The sequence below is a fragment of the Desulfobacter sp. UBA2225 genome (genome assembly GCF_002348205.1).
Classification (GTDB): Bacteria; Desulfobacterota; Desulfobacteria; order Desulfobacterales; family Desulfobacteraceae; genus Desulfobacter; species Desulfobacter postgatei.
Genome location: NZ_DDYV01000328.1, coordinates 1 through 2,754 on the forward strand (window position 1 = coordinate 1; position 2,754 = coordinate 2,754).

The following is a 2,754-nucleotide window of genomic DNA, read 5'->3' on the forward strand; positions in this document are numbered from 1 at the left end:
TTCACGACCATGCCGGTCGCACCTCAACAGATGATTCATCCTCCGGGAAACCAAGACGGACCGAGATAATAAAAACACCATCCGGACAATATTGTTCAGATGAAATGAAAGTTCAATGCACAGCTTAAACTCGGTGGATTTTTGTCTTGACTTTGGGGTCCACCATAAGTGTTTAGGGTGAAAATCTCCCGCGTTATGTCGGTAGGCTTTAAAACTATAACTCAATTGTGAGGCAATCGGACCCGATCAAAGAGATCCTAAATCTTTAATCAATTTTTCTATGGCCAGTTCTTTTCCTTTTGCTTCCACCTCTACAGTGATATCCAGAGATAACCACTCTTTGGGAAAATCATTGATATCTATATAGTCGTGGTGTTTTCTGGGGTTAGTAGAGTTCCAACCGTCTTTGGGAGATGATAAATGGAACAATGGCTCACGGTTCCAGGTTTTCATGCTTTTTTGTGTTACCTCCTCTATAGATAAAGTGTCCGGAAGGCATCGATGATGATGAACATCATATACCATCGGAATATTCAGTTTTGAGCAGACTGGCAATAGATCAATAGGAGAATAACTTCTGTCATCATTTTCAAGAGTTAATCTTCTTCTAATTGAATCTTTGAGTGTATCAACTGTTTTCATAAGCTGTAAAAGCGCTGAAGGTTTATCCCCATAGACACCTCCTGCGTGAATGTTGATCACATCAGCATTCAACCATTCTGCCACTTGCGCCTGGTATTCAAGATCCAAAATAGACCTGTTGACAACATCGGGATTGGGTGATGATAAGATAATGAACTGGTCTGGATGGAAGGTTGTACGGATATCATATTTTTTACTGAAATTACCACAGGTTTTGAAATCATTGATAATCTGATCTGAATCGGGCAGTTCAGAAATATCGTAGCCCATTTCAGGATGTGTTTTCAGGGGAAGAATTTGGCTGTTGATCCGGAATGAGCCGATATTATTATCACGGCAGAACTCAAGTGCTTTTAATAAGCTTTGAGCATTTTGCGCACATAAACCGCCCAGGCGTTTTTTGCGTTGCTCATCAGGGAATTGAGCAAGATATTTTGCTGTTGTTTGTCGAAATTTAACAGGGTGTTCTTTAAACACGCAGCAAAGTCCAAATCTCAACATTATCTATTCCAATATCTGTTATTCTGTTATGGTTTAGACTAATAACCCGTCCATTTTACAACTATTCGTCCGGCAGTCGTCGACATGTATTGTTTATCCAGCTTCCCCGGGATCATTTGCTGTCAGACTCAAAGAATGAAAAAGGTATTTCTAAATTATTTATACCCATAAAAATACTGATTAATCAAGAAAATGAGTGCTAATCATTTCGAAAACTTATATTGTTAAAGGGGCAATACTTGCTTGAGTTCTATTTTCCGGCGATACTTATCACTTTTATATTAAATTTTATATTAAATATTGGAGGATCCTAATGCTATCACCCATAAAAATAGGCATCAGCTCCTGTCTTTTAGGAAATAAGGTCCGTTATGACGGTGGACACAGCCATGATGGATTTTTGACTCAGACACTTGGCCTCTTTGCAGAATATGTACCTGTCTGTCCAGAAGTTGAATGCGGCATGCCAACGCCTCGTGAAGCCGTAAGGCTGGTCGGTCCCACGGAGAATCCACGATTACTGACGCAGAAAACCGGTGTGGACAAAACAGAGCAGATGCAGAGCTGGATTAAGGGCCGCTTAAAAGAATTGGCAAAAGAAGACCTTTGCGGTTTCATATTCAGGAGCAAATCTCCAAGCAGTGGTCTGTACCGAATACGAGTCTACGGCGATGACGGTAACGTGCGAAAAAATGGCACAGGTCTTTTTGCAAAGGCCTTTACAGAAGCGTTCCCAAGGATACCTGTTGAGGAAGCAGGGCGTCTCCATGATCCAATGCTGCGTGAAAATTTTATTGAAAGCATCTTTTCACTGAAACGCTGGAGAAAGCTGATCAATGAAAATAAATCATTAGGAGGGCTTGTTGGATTCCATACACACAATAAACTTCTCATTTTATCACATAATCAGGACATATATCGAAAAATGGGGAGACTCGTTGCTCAAGGTAAAGATTATGATTTGGATGTGTTGTTTGATAGATATGAAGAACTTTTACTGAAAGCCCTAAAGCTTAAAACGACCTTAAATAAGCACATCAATGTACTTCATCACATGATGGGCTATTTTAAAAAAAATTTGAGTGGTGATGAAAAGCGGGAGCTATTGTCAGTCATTGATCAATATCGATCAGGGTATGTCCCTTTAATTGTACCAATTACATTGATCAAACATTATGTCATGAAATATGACCAACCATGGTTGAAAGTCCAGACATATTTAAACCCCCATCCTTTTGAATTAAAACTTAGAAATTATTTCTGAATTGTTTGGGTCAGCTTTTGGGGTTTGGGTGGGTTTGGTGTTTTGGGGGTCTGGTTTGGGGGGTCAAACCTTGATTATTGATCTTGAAAAATCTTTAAGGTTGATAATCAACGTTTGACCCCTTTTGATAATAATAGCGGTTTCTTCCTTTGTAGGCAAAAATATTCCCCGCATGGTTGAGGATGATATCAAGTATGATCCTGATGACCTTATTATGGGTTGCCTCAACCAACTCCTTAAGATCCTCTCTGCTGCCATAGCGGGGATCTCTATTGAGGAAATTAAATGTTCCGTAGCCATGATAGCGTCTGCTTTGGGGAATCTGTTCAAATATGGGGTTGAGCCAT

At 39.9% G+C, this 2,754-nt stretch carries 3 protein-coding genes; 1 reads left to right on the forward strand and 2 read right to left on the reverse strand.

Annotation, left to right across the window (positions count from 1 at the left end; genetic code table 11):
* Window positions 1–246: 246 nt before the first annotated feature.
* Window positions 247–1,119: a UV DNA damage repair endonuclease UvsE gene (uvsE, locus tag B3D59_RS17115; protein ID WP_286822356.1), complete on the reverse strand. Its 873-nt coding sequence runs from the start codon at window positions 1,117–1,119 to the stop codon at window positions 247–249.
* Between the two features lie 337 nt (window positions 1,120–1,456).
* Between uvsE and B3D59_RS17120 the strand changes: the two genes are divergently transcribed.
* A complete protein-coding gene (locus B3D59_RS17120; RefSeq protein WP_286822357.1) occupies window positions 1,457–2,407 on the forward strand; it encodes a YbgA family protein in 951 nt (316 codons plus the stop codon).
* Window positions 2,408–2,501: 94 nt separating this feature from the next.
* Here B3D59_RS17120 and B3D59_RS17125 read toward each other — a convergent pair.
* The coding region (locus B3D59_RS17125) for an alpha-amylase family glycosyl hydrolase (RefSeq protein ID WP_286822358.1) at window positions 2,502–2,754 on the reverse strand (253 nt) is incomplete at its 5' end.